Annotated in this window: 17 protein-coding genes and 1 tRNA gene; 7 read left to right on the plus strand and 11 right to left on the minus strand. The window is 59.6% G+C overall.

The annotated features are described in order from the left end of the window. Positions 1-16: 16 nt before the first annotated feature. The 3 genes from gldF to ACN19L_RS04995 form a co-directional block, all read right to left on the minus strand. Positions 17-742 (minus strand): gliding motility-associated ABC transporter permease subunit GldF, encoded by a 726-nt coding sequence (gene gldF / locus ACN19L_RS04985; protein WP_125419811.1) that lies wholly within the window; start codon positions 740-742, stop codon positions 17-19. A 120-nt stretch (positions 743-862) separates the two neighbouring features. Further along, positions 863-1,771, minus strand: a complete 909-nt coding sequence (gene gldA, locus ACN19L_RS04990) for a gliding motility-associated ABC transporter ATP-binding subunit GldA (RefSeq protein ID WP_426492430.1) — start codon at positions 1,769-1,771, stop codon at positions 863-865. 189 nt (positions 1,772-1,960) lie between these two features. After that, positions 1,961-2,653 carry an SDR family oxidoreductase gene (locus tag ACN19L_RS04995; protein WP_426492431.1) on the minus strand — a complete coding sequence of 231 codons (693 nt, stop codon included), beginning with the start codon at positions 2,651-2,653 and terminating at the stop codon, positions 1,961-1,963. A gap of 34 nt (positions 2,654-2,687) precedes the next feature. Between ACN19L_RS04995 and ACN19L_RS05000 the strand changes: the two genes are divergently transcribed. Continuing rightward, on the plus strand, positions 2,688-3,443 hold the full coding sequence (locus ACN19L_RS05000) for a GIN domain-containing protein (RefSeq protein ID WP_426492432.1): 756 nt from the start codon (positions 2,688-2,690) through the stop codon (positions 3,441-3,443). A 90-nt stretch (positions 3,444-3,533) separates the two neighbouring features. Here the strand turns inward: ACN19L_RS05000 and ACN19L_RS05005 are convergent, their stop codons facing one another. Then, positions 3,534-4,244 carry an SDR family oxidoreductase gene (locus ACN19L_RS05005; RefSeq protein ID WP_426492433.1) on the minus strand — a complete coding sequence of 237 codons (711 nt, stop codon included), beginning with the start codon at positions 4,242-4,244 and terminating at the stop codon, positions 3,534-3,536. A 115-nt stretch (positions 4,245-4,359) separates the two neighbouring features. On the opposite strand from ACN19L_RS05005, the gene ACN19L_RS05010 reads away from it, so the two are divergent. Together ACN19L_RS05010 and ACN19L_RS05015 are read left to right on the plus strand one after the other, a co-directional pair. Then, a complete protein-coding gene (locus ACN19L_RS05010; RefSeq protein ID WP_426492434.1) occupies positions 4,360-5,091 on the plus strand; it encodes an MlaE family ABC transporter permease in 732 nt (243 codons plus the stop codon). Positions 5,092-5,173: 82 nt separating this feature from the next. After that, on the plus strand, positions 5,174-5,983 hold the full coding sequence (locus tag ACN19L_RS05015; RefSeq protein WP_426492435.1) for an ABC transporter ATP-binding protein: 810 nt from the start codon (positions 5,174-5,176) through the stop codon (positions 5,981-5,983). A 93-nt stretch (positions 5,984-6,076) separates the two neighbouring features. Here ACN19L_RS05015 and ACN19L_RS05020 read toward each other — a convergent pair whose 3' ends face one another. The 4 genes from ACN19L_RS05020 to ACN19L_RS05035 form a co-directional block, all read right to left on the minus strand. Continuing rightward, entirely contained in the window at positions 6,077-6,625 is a 549-nt protein-coding gene (locus ACN19L_RS05020) for a YfiT family bacillithiol transferase (RefSeq protein ID WP_426492436.1), read from the minus strand. 105 nt (positions 6,626-6,730) lie between these two features. Then, positions 6,731-7,360, minus strand: a complete 630-nt coding sequence (locus ACN19L_RS05025; protein ID WP_426492437.1) for a bifunctional nuclease domain-containing protein — start codon at positions 7,358-7,360, stop codon at positions 6,731-6,733. A 101-nt stretch (positions 7,361-7,461) separates the two neighbouring features. Further along, positions 7,462-8,439 (minus strand): electron transfer flavoprotein subunit alpha/FixB family protein, encoded by a 978-nt coding sequence (locus ACN19L_RS05030; RefSeq protein ID WP_125432573.1) that lies wholly within the window; start codon positions 8,437-8,439, stop codon positions 7,462-7,464. A gap of 127 nt (positions 8,440-8,566) precedes the next feature. Then, complete coding sequence (locus ACN19L_RS05035; protein WP_426492438.1) at positions 8,567-9,307, minus strand: electron transfer flavoprotein subunit beta/FixA family protein; 741 nt, start codon at positions 9,305-9,307, stop codon at positions 8,567-8,569. Positions 9,308-9,381: 74 nt separating this feature from the next. Between ACN19L_RS05035 and ACN19L_RS05040 the strand changes: the two genes are divergently transcribed. From ACN19L_RS05040 to ACN19L_RS05055, 4 genes are all read left to right on the plus strand, one after another. Further along, entirely contained in the window at positions 9,382-9,723 is a 342-nt protein-coding gene (locus ACN19L_RS05040) for a tetratricopeptide repeat protein (protein WP_426492439.1), read from the plus strand. A gap of 245 nt (positions 9,724-9,968) precedes the next feature. Then, positions 9,969-10,646 carry a response regulator gene (locus ACN19L_RS05045; RefSeq protein ID WP_426492440.1) on the plus strand — a complete coding sequence of 226 codons (678 nt, stop codon included), beginning with the start codon at positions 9,969-9,971 and terminating at the stop codon, positions 10,644-10,646. Between the two features lie 103 nt (positions 10,647-10,749). Beyond that, on the plus strand, positions 10,750-12,099 hold the full coding sequence (locus ACN19L_RS05050) for an ATP-binding protein (RefSeq protein WP_426492441.1): 1,350 nt from the start codon (positions 10,750-10,752) through the stop codon (positions 12,097-12,099). Between the two features lie 376 nt (positions 12,100-12,475). Then, positions 12,476-13,549 carry an efflux RND transporter periplasmic adaptor subunit gene (locus tag ACN19L_RS05055; RefSeq protein ID WP_426492442.1) on the plus strand — a complete coding sequence of 358 codons (1,074 nt, stop codon included), beginning with the start codon at positions 12,476-12,478 and terminating at the stop codon, positions 13,547-13,549. 276 nt (positions 13,550-13,825) lie between these two features. Here ACN19L_RS05055 and ACN19L_RS05060 read toward each other — a convergent pair whose 3' ends face one another. From ACN19L_RS05060 to ACN19L_RS05070, 3 genes are all read right to left on the minus strand, one after another. Beyond that, the gene (locus tag ACN19L_RS05060) at positions 13,826-14,530 is read right to left on the minus strand and encodes a RibD family protein (protein ID WP_426492443.1); all 705 of its coding nucleotides are present in this window, start codon (positions 14,528-14,530) and stop codon (positions 13,826-13,828) included. 113 nt (positions 14,531-14,643) lie between these two features. After that, positions 14,644-14,731: transfer RNA gene (locus ACN19L_RS05065), tRNA-Ser, on the minus strand. 69 nt (positions 14,732-14,800) lie between these two features. After that, a complete protein-coding gene (locus tag ACN19L_RS05070) occupies positions 14,801-15,853 on the minus strand; it encodes a type I asparaginase (RefSeq protein WP_426492444.1) in 1,053 nt (350 codons plus the stop codon). Positions 15,854-15,912 lie beyond the last annotated feature (59 nt).

The following is a 15,912-nucleotide window of genomic DNA, read 5'->3' on the forward strand; positions in this document are numbered from 1 at the left end:
AACCGCTAAAAAACCCTTACCAGTTGCGGCTTTGCAGCACCAGGCGCGTGGCCAGCAGGCAGCCGGCAATCAGACTCAGGAAGTACAGCAGGTCGCGGGAGTCGATGAGGCCCTTGGCCAAGTCGCGGTAGTGGGCGGCAATGCCCAGCTGCCCGATGTAGTAGGCCAGGCCGCCATCAAACACCGAGGCCAGCGAATCGAAGCCCGAGTATACCAGGAAGCACCCTACTACGGCCGCCAAGAAGGCCACAATCTGGTCCCGCGTGAGGGCCGAGGCCAGCACCCCGATGGCCGCAAACACGGCTGCTAGCAGCGCCAGCCCCAGGTAGGAGCCCACCGTTGCGGCCGAGTCGATGTTGCCGGCGGGGTTGCCCAGCTGGTACACCGAGTAGTAATAGAGCAGCGTGGGCACCAGTGCCAGCAACGCCAGCAGCAGGCAGGCCAAGTACTTGCCCCCGATGATCTGGCCGTCGGTGAGCGGGCGGGTGAGCAGCAGCTCCATGGTGCCGGCCTTCTTCTCCTCGGCAAACGTGCGCATGGTGAGGGCTGGAATCAGGAACAGGAAAATCCAGGGGGCAATGTTGAACAGCGTCTGCAAATCGGCAAACCCGTAGTCGAGCACCGAGCTGTCGGGAAACACCCACACGAACAGGCCGGTAGCCACCAGAAACACCCCCAGCACCACGTAAGCCACGGGCGAGTTCAGGAAGCTGTTGAATTCTTTGCGAAGTATTGCGAGCATACGTAGCGTAAGCTTTAGCTTGCGAAAGGGGCCGCGCAGCCGGGGCGGACCTATGAATGAATTATTGAACCAAGATATAGCCGTCCTTCCGGCGCAAACGGACGCAAGCTGAAGCTTACGCTACTTCGTCAGTTCCTGGAACACCTGCTCCAGCCGCTGTTCTTCCTGGCGCAGGCCCAGCAGCACCCAGCCCTGAGCAGCGGCCAGGCGCGAAATAGCGCCGCGCTGGTCGGCGCCGGCGCGGGCCCGGATGCGGTAGGTGTGGCCGGTTTCGGCCTCCACGGCCAGCACGCCCGGCAACGCCCGCAGCGGGGCCACGTCGATGGCCTGCTCAAACTCGGCGCGGATGATGGTTTCGCCGGCGGCGCGGGCTCCTAGCTCCGATACGGGGGAGTCGGCCACCAAGCGGCCCCGGTTGATGATGACGGCGCGGCTGCACAGGGCCTCCACCTCGGGCAGAATGTGGGTGCTGAAGATGACCGTTTTGTCCTGGCCCAGCTCCCGGATCAGGCTGCGGATTTCGCCGATCTGGTTCGGGTCGAGGCCGGTGGTGGGCTCGTCGAGGATGAGCACGCCGGGGTCGTGGATAAGGGCCTGGGCCAGCCCCACGCGCTGGCGGTAGCCTTTCGAAAGGGCCCCGATCTGCTTGTTCTGCTCGCGCCCCAGCCCTACCCTATCTACCAGCTGGCGTACCCGCTGCCGCAGCGCGCTGCCGCCCAGCCCGTGCACCGCCCCGATGAATTCGAGGTACTCGTGCACGTACATATCCAGGTACAGCGGGTTGTGCTCGGGCAGGTAGCCCACCCGGCGGCGCACCTCCAACGGGGTCGTTTGCACGTCGAAGCCATCCACCACCACCGTGCCCGCAGAGGGCGGCAGGTAACCGGTGGCAATTTTCATGGTGGTGGACTTACCGGCCCCGTTCGGCCCCAGAAACCCCAGGATTTCCCCCTTCCCAACCGAGAAGCTGACGTTGTCCACGGCCGTTTGCGGGCCGAAAGTTTTCGTAAGATTCTGTACTTCTACCATTCTCTTTACTATTCAGGAGGTGCTATAAACCGCTAAAAACGGGGTTATTGCAATACTTAGCTGCATAAGCACCCACAACACAATCAGTACCACAAACACACCTTTTCTTCGGCGTCGATGCGGTAACGACTGACGCCATTGCCTTATGCAGTACCATAGCAGAAATAATAGTATTACTAATGTCATAACTCACTTTACCTGCGTCGGGCGCATTTGGATTTCCGAGAGCAATACGGTCTGCGGGGCTTCCAGTGCGTGCACGATGGTGGCGGCTACGTCTTCGGGCTGCATTTTGTGCGGGTCGGGCTGCTGGCCGGGCTCGTTGCCGTTGAAGTTGGTTTCCACCGAGCCGGGCATCACGCAGGTCACGCGCACGCCCTGGGGGCGCACTTCCTTGAACAAAGCATCGGAGAAGCCACGCACGGCGTACTTGGTGGCGCAGTAGCCGGCCAGGTTGGCTGTGCCCGCCGTGCCAGCCAGGGAGGCCACGTTGATGATGTGGCCCAGCTGCTGCTTTTTCATGGCGGGCAGTACGGCGCGGGTGCAGTAGAACAGCCCGTGCACGTTGGTATCGAACATCTCGTGCCACTGCTCCGACGAAAAGCCGTCGATGGGGCCGAAGTTGCCGAGGCCGGCGTTGTTCACCACCACGTGAATTTCCTTGCCCAGGGCTTTCTCGGTGGCCTTGTAGGCTTTCTGCACCTCGGCTTCCTGGCGGATATCACACTCGATGAACAGAAAGCGGGGGTGCTTGAAGTCGGCAGGGGCGGTGCGGCCCCAGCCGGCCACCTGCATGCCGCGGGCCAGCAGCAGCTCCACGGTGGCCCGCCCGATTCCTTTGCTGACGCCTGTGATAATGGCTACCTTGCCGCTGAGGTCCATAGGTCCGGGTTTTATGGTGTGGTCAGATTTAACGATGCAAGTTAGCGGGCTGGGGCGGGTTTTGCGCGCCCTGGCCGTATCGGGCCTGGTGGCCGGCCTGTTGCCGGGCTGCAGCAAGGAGAACGAAGCCGGCTGCTTTACCAGCACGGGCAGCATTGTTACGGAACGCCGCAGCCTCCCGCCCTTCCGCGTGCTCACTACCTACGACAACGTGCGGGTGACAGTGGTGCAGGATACCGACACCTACGCCGAAGTGCGGGCCGGCAAAAACCTGCAGGATGATATTCGCCTGGAAGTCAAGGATGACGAGCTAATTATCCGCAACACCAGCCGCTGCAACTGGGTGCGCCGCTACGATACCCCGCGCGAGGTAACGCTGCACACGCCCCGTATCACCAGCACCTTCCTGCGCGGCCAGGCCGATATCCGCACCGAGGGCACATTCAGCCAGGACACCATTTTCTTCCACCTCATCGGCTCCGGTGACTACCACCTCAACCTGCGCAGCCACTACGTGGGCATGAGCCAGTACGAGCTGGGCGACATCTACCTGACGGGCTCCTCGCAGGAGCTGCACCACACCCTAGGCGGCAGCGGCAGCCTGTACGCGGCCGGTTTCCCGATTAAAAGCCTGTACCTGCAAACCAACTTTGACAGCAACGGCAACATCCACGCGCGTGCGGCGGGGCTGCTGGCGGGCACGCACGCGGGCACCGGCACCGTGTTCTACAGCCTTCGGCCACAGCTGGAAATGAAGACTACGGGTAAGGGGAAACTGATAGCGGAGTAGGCTGTTTTCTCGCAGGGTCTCGCAGTGGCCGTTCAAACACTGCGAAACCCTGCGCCTTTCACCCGCGCACCACTGCGAGAAAACTACCGCCTACAAATCCCCCAGCTGCGGGCGAATCAGCAGTTCCTCTACCACGGCCTGCGGCGACAGGGAAAAGGCCCCGAAAATGGCTTCCGCCACGTCTTCGGCGCGGATGAACCGCTCGGCGGGCAGGTCCACGCCTTCCCAGCTGGCCGTGAGGGTGGCCCCCGGCAGCACGGCCGTTACCCGGATACCGGCGTCTTTCAGTTCCTCGCGCAGGTTACGGGTGAAGCCCAGCAGCGCGTGCTTGGCAATACCGTAAGAGCCCCCGTTGGGGTAGGCCGTAAGGCTGGCCGTGGAGCAAATGTTGAAGATATAGCCGCTGCGCTGGGCCAGCAGCCCCGGCAGCAGGGCCTGGGTCACGTCGTAGGCGCTGAGCAGGTTCACGTCCAGCATCCGGCGCAGCTGCGAGCCGTCCAGGGGCTCATCCTGCAACCTTCCGGGGATAAACGAGCCCGTGTTGTTGATGAGCACCTGCACCGGACCCTGCTGCTGCACAAAGTCTGTGAAGCGGACGGTATCGGGGCGCTGGCTGAGGTCGGCGGCGAAGGTGTGCAGCACGGCCCCGGGAACCAGCTCGGCGGCAGCGGCTTGCAGCTCCTGCAGGTCGGCCAGGGAACGGGCGCAGGTAACGACCGGATAACCGGCCCGCAGGAACCGAAATACCAGTGCCCGCCCAATTCCTTTGGTGCCTCCCGTAACAACGATATTTTTTTGCATTCCTTTGATTGCTGAAGCGGTTTTTACGTAAGCACAGCGGCTACCTTCCCCGGGTTACACACCGTCTGGCGTTTTCTGGCCGCAAGTTTCGCTTTTCCTTTTGTTTTTCGATAGTATGGTCAAAGCCTTCGGTGAATTTCTGCTCTTTATTCAGAGCATGCTCACGCGGAAAGAACGCCTGGCGGTGTTGTGGCAACGCACGCTGGATGAGTGCATCGTCATCGGTATCAACTCCATCTTCATTGTGGCCATCGTGTCGGCCTTTATTGGGGCGGTTACCTGCGTACAGATTGCCTACAACCTCACCAACCCCCTGATTCCGAAAAGCACCATCGGCTACATGGTGCGCGAAATGACCATTCTGGAGTTGGCCCCCACGATTACCAGCATTGTGCTGGCCGGTAAAGTGGGCTCCAGTATTGCCGGCGGCCTGGGCACCATGCGCATTACCGAGCAGGTGTCGGCGCTGGAGGTAATGGGCATCAACTCGGCCTCGTACCTCGTGTTTCCGCGCATTCTGGCCTCCATGCTCATGTTTCCGCTGCTGGTAGTGCTGGCCATGGCGCTGTCCATCATCGGCGGCTACCTGGCAGGCTCCCTCACCGGGGCACTGTCGGCGCAGGAATACATTGAGGGTATTCGCACCGATTTCATTCCTTACAACATTGTATTCGCCCTTATCAAATCGGTGGTATTTGCCTTTCTGGTATCGGCTATTTCGTCCTTCAAGGGCTTTTTCACGGAAGGCGGTGCCCTGGAAGTTGGTAATGCCAGCACCACGGCCGTAAACAACTCCATCATTGCCATCCTCATTGCCGACTTTGTACTGGCGGCAGTGCTGCTGTAAAAGAAGTAGTTGGAAGCTAGCAGTCAGCAGTTGATTTTTTCTTCTCTTGGCTCCTGACTTCTAGCTTCTAGCTCCTACTCTCATGATTGAAGTTCATAACGTCCAGAAGTCCTTCGACGGCAACCAGATTCTGAAGGGCATCACCTGCACTTTTGAAACCGGCAAGTGCAACCTGCTGCTCGGCGGTTCAGGCACCGGCAAATCGGTACTGCTGCAGTGCATTGTGGGGTTGATGAAACCCGATTTGGGTAGCATCACCTTCGACGGCACCGTTTTCACCAACAACAAGGTGCAGATCCGCCAGGAAATCCGCCGCAAAATCGGGATGCTGTTTCAGGGCTCGGCCCTGTTCGACTCCATGACGGTGTACGAAAACGTGGAATTTCCGCTGAAGATGCTCACACCCGAAATGACCCGCGAGGAGCGCCGCGACCGGGTAGAGTTCTGCCTGAAGCGCGTGGGGCTGGAAAACGCGGGTAAGAAGATGCCTTCCGAAATTTCGGGCGGTATGAAGAAGCGCGTGGGCATTGCCCGCGCCATTGCGCCCAACTGCACCTACCTGTTCTGCGACGAGCCCAACTCCGGCCTCGACCCGCTCACCAGTATCAAAATCGACGAGCTAATCCACGAAATCACCCACGAATACGGCATCACCACCGTAGTGGTAACCCACGATATGAACTCCGTGGTGGAAATCGGAGACCATATCATCTTCCTCTACAAAGGCCTCAAGCTGTGGGACGGCAACAAGGATGAAATTCTGAATGCCCAGGTTCCCGAGCTGAAAGAGTTCATCTTCAGCAGCAGCCTGGTACGCGCCGCCAAAAAGGTGGACGACGAAACCGAAGGCGGCCTCGCCGCCGCCACCACCGACGAAGCCATTAATATTTGAGAATTGAGTAATGAGTGATGAGCTATGAATTGTGGTGAGGAGCATAGTTACTCCTTTACTACAATTCATAGCTCATCACTTAACTCTCTTTTCCTACTTCCGCCAGCCCTCCCGGCGTACCAGTTCAGCAATATGGGCCAGGTGATGTCGGCCGTGCCAGGCGTACAGCACCAGAGCCTGGTCGAGGGTGAAGGTACGCTTGGTTTCCGGGTGGAAGAACGTGCGCTGCCACTGAACTTCCTCCAGGCCGCGCAGCAGCTTCACCCAGCGGATGTGCAGGGCCTCCAGCAGCGCCAACGATACGGCGGGCGGCGTAGTGGCCACGTCCGGCAGTTCCGCCCAAGCAGCTTCATCGTAAGGACGAATTGTAGGATTATCCTCGGTAAGGGCTAAGCGGAAGCGCGTGTATGCATTGAGGTGCGAGTCGGGCAGGTGATGCAGGACCTGGCGCACCGTCCAGCCGCCGGGGCGGTAGGGCGTATCCAGTTGCTCCGGGCTGAAGCCCGCCACGGCCGCCCGCACTTGATCGGGCAGGGTGGCAATCTGGGCCATGTAGGCGGTGCGGGCACCCCGGTTCAGGGACTCATCGGGCAATACGGGGTGGCCGACGGGGTAGCGTAAATCAGGAGTAGGTGTTTCCATGAAGAAAGTAGGTAGCAACAGGTAAAAGGTCTGCCTCCACGGCAAACCAAAAGCCCCGAACAGCCAGGCGGGTGTTCGGGGCTTTTGGTTTGCCGCAATGGGTAATTAGCCGTTGTTGCGCTTATTGAGCTCGTCGCGAATTTTGGCGGCTTTCTCGTAATCTTCGCGCTCCAGAGCTTGGGCCAGCATTTTGGTCAGCTCATCCAATGATACCTGCCCACTAGGCTCCTTGGGCTCCACCGGAGCCGCCGAGGGCCGGTCGCCAGCATCGTCATCCTCATCGTCGTCATCATCCTCATCCGAGTCCTCGGCATTTTCATCAAGGTCCGACAGGATGATACCGGCTTCGCTCAGCACACTCTCCACCGTGAAGATGGGCACACCGAAACGCAGGCCAATAGCAATGGCATCAGAAGGACGCGAGTCCAGCTCAAAGGTGGTGGCCCCATCGGAGCACACAATCTTGGAGTAGAAAACGCCTTCCTTCAAATCGGAAATCAGTACTTCCAGAACAGCCACGTGTACCTGCTCAGCAAACGACTTAAACAAATCGTGGGTGAGGGGGCGGTTCGGGTTAATTTTCTCTATCTGGATGGCAATACTCTGCGCCTCAAACATGCCGATGATAATCGGCAGACGCCGGTTGCCGGTTTTTTCACCCAGGATGAGGGCGAAAGAACCCGACTGCGACTGGCTGGACGAGAGGCCCAGGATTTCGAGCGGTATTTTTTTCACAAGGAAGGTCTGGGTGAATTGGCTAGTGTGAAGAATGCGAAAATGTGCAAAAAACGGGAACGGCCGCAGCACACTCCCGCATTTCGCACATCACACTCGCATTAGTTCAGCTCTTTTACCGCTTGCGTGAGCTTGGGCAGCACATCAAACACGTCGCCCACAATGCCGTAATCAGCGGCTTTGAAGAAAGGAGCTTCGGGGTCTTTGTTGATGACCACAATCACTTTGGAGGAGTTCACCCCGGCCAGGTGCTGAATGGCCCCCGAAATACCGCAGGCAATGTACAGGTTCGGCGACACGGTGATGCCCGTCTGGCCCACGTGCTCGTGGTGAGGGCGCCAATCTACGTCCGATACTGGCTTGGAGCAGGCCGTAGCCGCGCCCAGGGCCTTCGCCAGGTCCTCAATGAGGTTCCAGTTCTCGGGGCCTTTCATGCCGCGGCCACCCGATACTACTTTGTCGGCCTCGGGCAGCAGAATGCCGCCGGCCTGGTCCTGCATCACCACCTGCTTGGGAGCATCGGCGAAGTCGGCATCCGTCAGCTGAGCCGAGAAGGCCTCTACCTGAGCGGTTTTGCCAGCCTCGTGCAGGGCTTCGATGGAGTTTTTCTTAACGGCAATGATTTTCCGGTCGCCGTCCAGCTTCACATCAGCAAAGGCTTTACCCGAGAAGGCACCGCGCTTCACCGTGAACGAGCCGCCGTCGGTTTTGGGCAGTTCCACCACGTTGGTGGCAATGCTGGCCTGCAGGCGCACCGACAACCGCGAGCCTACCGAGGCCCCGATGTTGGAGTTAGCCAGTACAATGACTTTAGCATCTTCCTTCTGGGCGGCGGCGGCAATCAGCTTGGTGTAGGCCCCGTTCACGAAATCCTTGAGGCGGGGCTCGGCGTCGTGCAGCACCTTGGTGATGCCCTGCTCGCCCAGCTTGGCCAGGTTGGCTTCGGTGGCTTCACCCACGGCTACGGCCGTAGCCGTGGTGCCCAGCATCTGGGCTACCTGGCTGCCGTAGGAAGCTACTTCCAGCGAGGATTTCTTTACCTCGCCGCCGTCACATTCAACAACTACTAGTACAGACATTTTTCAGAGAGTTATGAGTGCTGAATGTTGAATTATGAATTATGAATTTGCGAATGATGCAGCCAGCCCGCGTAAGCAATGCCAACCCAATTCATCATTCATAATTCAACACTCATCATTCTACTTTTTAGATAACCTTGGCTTCGTTGCGGAGCAGTTTGATCAGCTCACCGGCGTTTTCGGCGGGGATGAGCTTCACGCCTTGCTTGGCCGGGGGCAGCGCGTACGACGATACTTCCGTACGGGCGGCGTCGGCGGTGGGCTCCACCACTTTCAGGGGCTTGGTGCGGGCCGTCATGATGCCGCGCATGTTGGGAATGCGGGGCTCGCACATCGGCTGCTGGCAGGAAGCCACGAAGGGCGTGTTTACTTCCACGATTTCCTTGCCGCCTTCAATTTCGCGCTCCAGCGTGGCGGTGTTGCCGCTCATATCCAGCTTCATGGCCGGGGCCACGGTGGGAATGCCGAGCAGTTCGCCTACCATGCCGTGCACCTGAAAGCCGTTGTAGTCGATGCTTTCCTTGCCCATCAGAATCACGTCGTAGCCACCGTCTTTGGCGATGCTGGCAATCTGCTGGGCTACAAAGAAGGCATCTTTGGGGTGAGCATTCACGCGGATAGCGTCGTCGGCCCCGATGGCCAGCGCCTTGCGGATGTTGGGCTCAGTATCGGCCTCCCCTACGTTGAGTACCGTTACGGTGCCGCCACCCTGGGCTTCTTTCAGCTCAATGGCGCGAGTGAGTGCATACTCATCCCAGGGATTGATTACGAACTGTACACCAGCCTTGTTAAACTCCTTATTATCAGGAGTGAACGTGATTTTGGTGGTCGTGTCGGGTACGTTGCTGATGCAAACGAGAAACTTCATCTACGGCTGCTTATATGGAAGATACTAGGAGAAAGTGTCAAATTTGGGGCGAAGATACTCAAAACTACCGCCCCATGGAAACTGCGCCGAGCCGCCTGCAACAACTCCTGGCCTTCTACCAGGATGATCCTACCGACGCGTTTACCATCTACGCGCTGGCCACCGAATACCGGGCCACGGAGCCGGAACGGGCCATGATGTACTACCAGAAACTACTTGACGAGCATCCGGACTACGTGGGTACGTACTACCACGCCGGCAAGATGCTGCAACAGCTGGAAAAGCCCGAAGAAGCCGAAAAAGTTTACCGCAAGGGTCTCAGCGTGGCCCGCAAAGCCGGGCAGCTGCACGCCGCCAGCGAAATCCAGCAAGCCCTGAACCAACTGCTGGGGCTGGATTACGAGGATGAGGACTAGGGCTAGGTAGGTGGATGGTTGGGTGGTTGAACGGATGGATAGCTGAATTAGAAAATCTGTCATCCTGAGCATGTCGCGCATCAAGCGAGGACGAAGGACCTTATAACAGCAGAACGGCTGGTGGCGGAACGGAAAGTATGCTGAACTAGGCAAATATGGTAAGGTCCTTCGTCCTCGCTTGATGCGCGACATGCTCAGGATGACAGTTCACCCATTCAACAATCCACCCATTCAACCATTTCCCCATGAAAATTCTGTTGGTTGAAGATGAGCCCAAGGTATCGGCGTTTATAAAGCGGGGGCTGGAAGAAGAAGGATTTGAGGTGGAGGTGGCCTACGATGGGCGCTTTGGGCGGCAGCTGGCCCTCTCCCACTCCTACGAGCTGATTATTCTGGACGTGATTCTGCCCTATTTCAGCGGGCTGGAGGTACTGGAAGCCATCCGGGCGCAGGATCAGCAGACGCCGGTGCTCCTGCTCACGGCCCTGGGCACCACCCAAGACAAGCTGCACGGCTTTGGCGGCGGGGCCGACGATTACCTGGTAAAGCCTTTCGATTTTCCGGAGCTGGTGGCGCGGGTGCGGGCCCTTACGCGGCGGCGCGGTCAGCAGGCTAAGGGCTCGGCCCTCAGCTTTGAGGACCTGACACTGGACTCGGCCGCCAAAACCGTAACGCGGGCCGGACAGCCGCTTAAGCTCACCGCCCGCGAATTTGGGCTGCTGGAGCTGCTGCTGCGCCACCCCGGCCGCGTGCTCAGCCGCGCCGAGCTGGCCGCCGACGTGTGGGAAGACTCCTTCGACGCCGGCTCCAACGTGGTGGATGTGTACGTGAACTACCTGCGCAACAAAGTCGATAAGCCCTTTCCTCGCAAGCTCATTCACACGGTGGTGGGCATGGGCTACGTGCTGCGGGCCCAGGAGTGAGAAGTGAGAAAAGAACGTCATCCTTCGACTTCGCCTCCGGCTTCGCTCAGAATGACGTTCTTTTAGGTCCTTTGCTTGCCCTTCACAACTTCACCACTCCCCCATGACCATCCGGAACCGATTGACGTGGCTGTTTGTGGGCGTGGTGGCGGTGATTTTGCTGGCGGTGATGACCACCATCTACCTGCTGCAGGCCGATTACACCCACGAGGAATTTCACCAGCGCCTGCGCGACCGGGCTGAGGTGACGGGTTACGTGTTTCTGGAGCAGGACGAGCTGCGGGCCGAGGCATTCCGGGAGTTTCAGCGCCGCTACCTGCGCACGCTTACCGGCGAGGTACTACAGATTTACGACGATAAGCTGCAGCCCCGCTTCATTGAGCAGGATACGCGCGTGGCCATTTCCGACCGGATGCTGACGCGGATTCTCACTGAGAAAGAAGTGTATTTTACGCTGGGCAACCGGCAGGCTATCGGGCTGTTTTACACCGATAATCAGGGCCAGTTCGTTATTGTGGCTGCCGCGGAAAACCACTCCGGCGTAGCCCGACTGGAGCATTTGGTGCTGATTCTGGCCAGCATCTTCGTGGCAAGTCTGGTGGTGATATACGTGGCCGGCCGGGTGTTTGCCGGGAAGGCCCTGGCTCCGATTGCCCGTGTCAACGACCAGGTGGACCGCATCACCACCCAGGATCTGCACTTGCGAGTGAGCGAAGGCATCAGCCACGAGCAGGACGAAATAACCCGTTTGGCCCGCACCTTCAACCGCATGCTGGAGCGGCTCGAAGATGGTTTTGAGACGCAGCGTACCTTCGTCAGCAATGCCTCGCACGAGCTGCGCACCCCCCTCACGGCCACCATTGGCGAGCTGCAGGTGCTGCTGAACAGGGAGCGGGAGCCGGCCGCCTACCGGGAAGGCGTGGCCTCGGTGCTATACGAGCTGCAACAGCTGAAACTGCTCATCAACAACCTGCTCGACCTCACCCAAACCAACACCGGGGCCCGCGACGAAATCCGGCTGGATGAGCTGCTGGCTGAAGCCCGAGAAGCGGTGCTGCCGGAGCAGCGCCGCCGGGTGCAGCTCACGTTCGGGCAGTTGCCGGAGGATGCCGAGGCCCTGGAAATCCTGGGCAACCGCCAGCTGCTGAGCCGGGCCCTCACCAACCTGCTGGACAACGCCCTGAAATACTCCCCCACCAACCAGCCGGTGGAAGTGCGGCTGGAATACCGGGCCGGCCGGCGCTATATCTGGGTGCAGGACCACGGCATTGGCATCAGTGAAAAAGCCCTGCCGCAGGTCTTCCAGCCGTTTTTCCGGGCCGATAACGCCCGGCAGGTGGTGGGGCACGGCGTGGGGCTGCCGCTGGCCCGCAAGATTATTCAGCTGCACGGCGGGGAGGTACGCATCAGCTCCCGGCCGGGCCAGGGCACGGTGGTAGAGGTGGAATTGTAGCAGAAAGGTGGAGTTATTGCACGATGTAGAGACGCAATATTTTGCGTCTCGTCGTTGCTGACGTTGTTTGGATTGTGCGTTACCACGTCGCTGCTAACGTTATTCAAACGCTACATTACCGTGTCGTTCAACGACGAGACGCAAAGTGTTGCGTCTCTACATCGTGCAACCCCTACTACGAACCAACAACACAGCATGCGAGATGCTTCGGCTGCGCCTCTGCATGACGTTCTATCCTTCTTTATTACGGCCTCCATCTACAAAATCCGGAAGAAAATTCATCAAATCCTCACGCTCTAATCCGTTTCTAATGCGCTTCTAACCGGGTCCTAATACCGGCGGCGTAAGCTTGCACCTCACCTGTGTTGCTTACCTCATGAACCGATTATTCCACTTCGCCAGCCTGTTGCTGCTACCCTCCGGCCTGGCCAGCTGCTCCGAAGAAGCCACCGAAACCGTAACGCCCGCCGCTGCTCCCCGACTCACTAACCTCACCACCGATACCGTGCGCCTGGCCCCGGTGCAGGCCCGGCTGAAGCTCAGTGGACAGGTAGTTACCAATGCCGACCGCACGGCTCCCGTGTACCCGGTGGCCGGGGGCGTAGTGGAGTCGGTGCCCGTGATGCTGGGCGACGAGGTGAGCAAGGGCCAGGTGCTGGCTGTGGTGCGCAGCACTCGGGTGGCGGGGCTGGTCCAGGAAGCCCAGGTGGCCGCCATCAACCTGGCTACTGCCCGCCGGGAGCTGGCCGCTACGGAATCGATGCACGCCGATGGCATGGCCTCGGAGCGGGAGCTGGCCCAGGCCCGGGCGGCGTGGCGCACGGCCCAGGCCGAAACCCGCCGGGTGCAGCAGCAGCAGGCGGTATTGGGGGCCACGCAGGAGCAGTACGTGATGCGGGCCCCGCTGGCGGGCACCATTACCGCCAAGCACGTCAGCGCCGGTATGCAGTTTGACCCGGGACAGGTGGATGCCCTGTTCACCCTGGCCAACCTGGATGAGGTGTGGGTGCTGGCCGACGTGTTCCAGGCCGACATTGCTGGCGTGCGGGTGGGCGTACCCGCCGAAATCCGGACGCTGGCCTACCCTGATAAGGTATTTACCGGGCAGGTTGATAAGGTATTCAACCTACTGCACGCTACCCGCAAGAGCCTGCAGGTGCGGGTGCGGCTCCTCAACCCCGGCCATTTGCTCAAGCCTGGCATGTACACCCAGGTGCAGCTCACCCGCACCCTGCCCGAACAGCTGCCCACCGTGCCGGCCGGCAGCCTGGTATTTGCCAACGGCCGCCGCTACGCACTGGTGTTGCAGGAATCGGGGAAGGTGGAAACCCGGGCGGTGGAAACCGGTCCCACGGTGGGCGGCGTGAGCTTCCTGCGCGGTGGCCTGACGCCGGGCGAGCAGGTAGTCACCGGCAACCCGCTGCTTATCTACAAGGAGCTCTACGAGTAGCAACGTCAATAGCTTCACTGGCGCGTGCTACAAAACTACCGGTGTTCTTAGCTTGGCATGCATCCGGGAATCATGCTTCGGCGGTAAGCGAGGCAGCATGATTCCCGGATTACAAGGCTCAACGGGTTGACGAGCACCACAGAACGGGTATAGCCCTTCAGCAAATGCCAAACAACTGGTTTGCGGTGTGCGCTCAGAAAGTGGGGCTCTGTACGCCCGCTGCCTCCTGAGAAGACCCTGTATGGGCAGTAGCCAGATGTGCATGGAAGGTCAGGTTCAGGATTGTTGAAACCGGTATTTCAGCCACACCACGTCGTTGTCCAGCTGCTGCACCTGCTGGAGATACAGCCGGGTGGCAGGGCCTTTTTTCAGGTAGTCGCTCACCTCAAACGTGGTGGGCGACTGGGCTGTGCCATCGGCAATGGGTAGCACCAGCAGGCTGAATTCGTCAATGAGGCCGGCGTTGAGCAGAGAGCCGTTGAGGTGACCACCCCCCTCCAGCATCAGCGTTTCAATGGGAAACAACTCAGCCAATTGTGTCAGGACTGAAGCAAAGTCGATTTCCTGTTTGCCCGCAAACAGGTAGGAAATGCGCTGGCGCTGCAGGTAATACAAATACTCGTCGCTGACCTGCTCGGTGAGCACCTCCACGATATGGTCGCCGCCGGTGGTGTTGCTGTCCCAGCCCAGCTTGCCGTGGGCATCCACGGCCACGGCGAAGGAAGTGGCAGAGGCATCCCCAACGAACGGCTCCCGGGCAATGGGATGTGGGGCGGGCTGCAACTCAGGCTGCACACCACCCGAAAAGTCGCGCTCCATTGTCACGCGCCCGCACATCCAGGCCTGGCTGGTAAAGGTTTCGTGGTATTTCTCAAAGTAGCCGGAATAAGTATCGGTGAGCTGTTGGTCCTGCCAGTTGGCGGCCAGAATTTTGCCGTCCACCGTGGACATCATGTGGCAGATTACGTGGGGTCGTTTCATAATAGGCCTTCAACGGAAAAGCCCGCCGTTGGGTGACAAAGGCGGGAGGAAGTCAGAATACCACGAACCAAGAAACAAAAAGCCCGTTTGCAGCGTGCAAACGGGCTTTAATGCAGAGAGGATGGGATTCGAACCCACGATGAGCTTTAGACCCATACACACTTTCCAGGCGTGCTCCTTCAACCACTCGGACACCTCTCTGGGTATTGCGGGAAGTGGCGCAAAATAACACCCGATTTTCGGGATACGCAAGCCGGGGTGGGCCTTTGCTCAGATTATTGTGATTTCGCCGCGCAGGTCCTGGGTAAGCAGCTGGCGCAGGTGGTCGGGTTTCTCGTTGAGTGCCAGCACAAACATAAGTTTGGTAATGGCGGCTTCCACCGTAATATCAGCTCCGCCCAGCACGCCCATCTCGGTGAGGTAAGCACTGGTTTCGTAGTGGCCCTGCATTACGCGGCCTTCCTCACACTGGCTCACATTCAGCAGGAGTAAGCCCCGCTCGGTGGCGGCGCGCAAGGCCTCCAGAAACCAGGCCGCCGTGGGGGCGTTGCCGGCCCCGTAGGTGAGCAGCACCGCCCCGCGCAGGCCCGGAGCCTCCAGCTGCGCCCGGAGCATGCGTTCCGTCAGGCCCGGAAACAGATGCACGATACTCACGCTTTCCTCTAGCTGCTGATGCACTTTGAGCGCAGCTGGAGGCAACAGCCGAATCTGCTTGTCGTTGAATTCCAGCTCAATCCCCGCTTCGGCCAGTGGGGGGTAGTTTTCGCTGCGAAAGGCGTTGTACTGCTGGCTTTCTACCTTTTTGGCCCGGTTGCCCCGGATGAGCTGGTCGTTGAAGAACAGGCATACCTCGGGCACGCGCACGGTGCCAGCCGTGGGGTGGCGGGCGGCGGCCATTTCCAGGGCTGTTACCAAATTGCGGCGGGCATCGGTGCGGATGCGGCCCACGGGCACCTGCGCCCCGGTAAACACCACCGTCTTGCCCAGGTTTTCAAGCAGAAAGCTGAGCGCCGCGGCCGAATAAGCCATGGTATCAGTGCCGTGCAGCACCACAAAGCCGTCGTACCGGTCGTACTTCTCCTGGATGAGGGCGGCCAGCCGCAGCCAGTCCTGGGCCGTGACGTTGCTGGAGTCGATGGGGTCCCCGAGGTTGGTCACGTCCACCTGCATGTTCAGCTGGTGCAGCTCCGGCATCTTCTTGCGAATCTGCTCGAAGTTCATAGGCACCAGCTCGCCACGCTTGTTGTAAGCCATCCCGACAGTGCCGCCGGTGTAAATAATGAGAATGGAGGTTTGGGGGTGGGTTTCAGCGGCAACAGACACAAGCGGGTAATTGGGTGGAGCGGCAAGTTAGAAAGTCCGCGCCACCTGGAGCGCGTACC

It is taken from the genome of Hymenobacter sp. 102, from assembly GCF_049949205.1.
GTDB lineage: Bacteria > Bacteroidota > Bacteroidia > Cytophagales > Hymenobacteraceae > Hymenobacter.

Coding starts and splice junctions, on each gene's coding strand:
- ACN19L_RS04995 (WP_426492431.1), bottom strand. CDS start 2,653: ATGGACCTCAGCGGCAAGGTAGCCATTATCACAGGCGTCAGCAAAGGA.
- gldF (WP_125419811.1), bottom strand. CDS start 742: ATGCTCGCAATACTTCGCAAAGAATTCAACAGCTTCCTGAACTCGCCC.
- ACN19L_RS05055 (WP_426492442.1), top strand. CDS start 12,476: ATGAACCGATTATTCCACTTCGCCAGCCTGTTGCTGCTACCCTCCGGC.
- ACN19L_RS05035 (WP_426492438.1), bottom strand. CDS start 9,307: ATGAAGTTTCTCGTTTGCATCAGCAACGTACCCGACACGACCACCAAA.
- ACN19L_RS05015 (WP_426492435.1), top strand. CDS start 5,174: ATGATTGAAGTTCATAACGTCCAGAAGTCCTTCGACGGCAACCAGATT.
- ACN19L_RS05045 (WP_426492440.1), top strand. CDS start 9,969: ATGAAAATTCTGTTGGTTGAAGATGAGCCCAAGGTATCGGCGTTTATA.
- ACN19L_RS05040 (WP_426492439.1), top strand. CDS start 9,382: ATGGAAACTGCGCCGAGCCGCCTGCAACAACTCCTGGCCTTCTACCAG.
- ACN19L_RS05020 (WP_426492436.1), bottom strand. CDS start 6,625: ATGGAAACACCTACTCCTGATTTACGCTACCCCGTCGGCCACCCCGTA.
- ACN19L_RS05050 (WP_426492441.1), top strand. CDS start 10,750: ATGACCATCCGGAACCGATTGACGTGGCTGTTTGTGGGCGTGGTGGCG.
- gldA (WP_426492430.1), bottom strand. CDS start 1,771: ATGGTAGAAGTACAGAATCTTACGAAAACTTTCGGCCCGCAAACGGCC.
- ACN19L_RS05000 (WP_426492432.1), top strand. CDS start 2,688: ATGCAAGTTAGCGGGCTGGGGCGGGTTTTGCGCGCCCTGGCCGTATCG.
- ACN19L_RS05060 (WP_426492443.1), bottom strand. CDS start 14,530: ATGAAACGACCCCACGTAATCTGCCACATGATGTCCACGGTGGACGGC.
- ACN19L_RS05005 (WP_426492433.1), bottom strand. CDS start 4,244: ATGCAAAAAAATATCGTTGTTACGGGAGGCACCAAAGGAATTGGGCGG.
- ACN19L_RS05010 (WP_426492434.1), top strand. CDS start 4,360: ATGGTCAAAGCCTTCGGTGAATTTCTGCTCTTTATTCAGAGCATGCTC.
- ACN19L_RS05030 (WP_125432573.1), bottom strand. CDS start 8,439: ATGTCTGTACTAGTAGTTGTTGAATGTGACGGCGGCGAGGTAAAGAAA.